Below are 1,724 nucleotides of genomic sequence, written 5' to 3'. Positions count from 1 at the left end.
GTCATCGCCGAGCGTGAGTCTGTCATCGCCGAGCGTGAGTCTGTCATCGCCGAGCGTGAGTCTGTCATCGCCGAGCGTGAGTCTGTCATCGCCGAGCGTGAGTCTGTCATCGCGGATCACGAAGCTGTTGTCGCGAACTACAAGTCTGTCATCGCGGATCACGAGCAGCTGGTGGCCCAGTTGCAGGAGCAGGTCAGGCTGCTCAAGGCCTGGCGGTTCGCCGCCAGTTCCGAGAAGGCCAAAGGCCCCCAGGGTGAGGACCAGTATTGGCTTTTCGACGAGGCGGAACGCGTTGCCATGCAGGCCGAGGCCGCTTCCGAGAGCGATGAAGAGGAGCCTGAGACCACGGAAGTGGCCGGTCACTCCCGGCGTAAGAAAGGGCGCCGGCCCATTTCCAAGGCCTATCCCCGGGTGGAGGTCGTTCACGACATCCCCGAAGAAGACAAGGTCTGCCCCTGTGGCTGCGCCCTGTCGCGCATCGGCGAGGAGGTCAGCGAAAAGCTCGACATCGTCCCGCAGAAGATCCAGGTCATCCGTCACATCCGGCCGAAATACGCCTGCCGCGCCTGCGAGGGCGTGGAGGACGACGGCCCCACCGTCAAGACAGCCCCCATGCCGTTGCAGCTGATCCCGCAGGGCATCGTCTCCCCGGGCCTGTTGGCCTACATCCTGGTCAACAAGTTCGCGGACGGACTCCCGTTTTATCGGCAGACGATCATGTTCGACCGGCTCGGGGTGGACATCTCCCGGGCGACCATGTCCGGCTGGGCGCTTCGGGCGGCCGAGGCCTGCCAGCCGCTGGTGGAGCTGCTCCACGAGCAGATTCGGTCAGGGCCGATCATCAACCTGGACGAGACCACGGTTCAGGTCCTGAAGGAACCCGGGCGAAAAAACACCAGCAAATCCTATATGTGGGTGGCCCGGGGCGGTGACATCAAACGACCATCTGTCCTTTTTCACTACGACCCCGGTCGGGGCGGCAAGGTGGCCAAGGAGATCGTCGGGAACTTCCGCGGGTTTCTGCAAACCGATGGCTACGCAGGCTACAACGCCTTGGGCGAGCGCGAGGGGATCCAACATGTCGGGTGCCTGGCCCATGTGCGGCGCAAATTCCACGACGTGACCAAAGCCGGGGGCAAGAAGAAATCCGGCACGGCCCAGACGGTGCTGGACCTCATCGGCAAGCTCTACAAGCTGGAGAAGCAAGCGCGGGAGCAGAAGCTTGACCCCGAGGCCGTGCACGCCATGCGCCAGGAGCGTGTTCGACCGATCATGGACAAGATCAAGGCGTTGCTCGACGCCCGCGTAAAGACCACGCCACCCAAGGGCCTTCTGGGCCGGGCCATCTCCTACGCTCTGGGCCAGTGGGAAAGAGTCATGGTCTACCTCGAGGACGGCCGCTTGCAGCCGGACAACAACGCGGCCGAGAACGCCATCCGACCCTTTGCCGTGGGCCGGAAAAACTGGCTGTTCTCCGGCTCTCCCCGAGGAGCCAAGGCCAGCGCGGCCATCTATTCCCTCATCGAGACCGCCAAGGCTTGCGGCCTCAACCCCTTCGAGTATCTTCTGCAGGTCTTCGAGCGGCTGCCCTATGCTTGCAGCCAGGACGACCTCAAGGCCCTGCTGCCGCAAGGCATGTCAAAGAACAACCCGGTCTAAGCCAGTTCACTGATGTCTACTTGATGACCGCTCGCCTGAAAAGGTGGGGTTGTCTGGACGGTTAC

The 1,724-nt window shown here is 62.9% G+C and carries 1 protein-coding gene; it reads left to right on the top strand.

Features of this window, described 5'->3' with window-relative positions; translation table 11 throughout:
• The first annotated feature begins 87 nt into the window (after positions 1-87).
• Positions 88-1,659, top strand: a complete 1,572-nt coding sequence (gene tnpC / locus FVW27_RS14865) for an IS66 family transposase (protein WP_167126563.1) — start codon at positions 88-90, stop codon at positions 1,657-1,659.
• Positions 1,660-1,724: the final 65 nt, after the last annotated feature.

Origin of the sequence: Nitratidesulfovibrio liaohensis, assembly GCF_011682075.1 — a bacterium.
Taxonomy (GTDB): Bacteria; Desulfobacterota; Desulfovibrionia; order Desulfovibrionales; family Desulfovibrionaceae; genus Cupidesulfovibrio; species Cupidesulfovibrio liaohensis.
The sequence above is the reverse complement of the archived record's forward strand: the minus strand, read 5'-3'. Positions and strand labels throughout refer to the sequence as shown.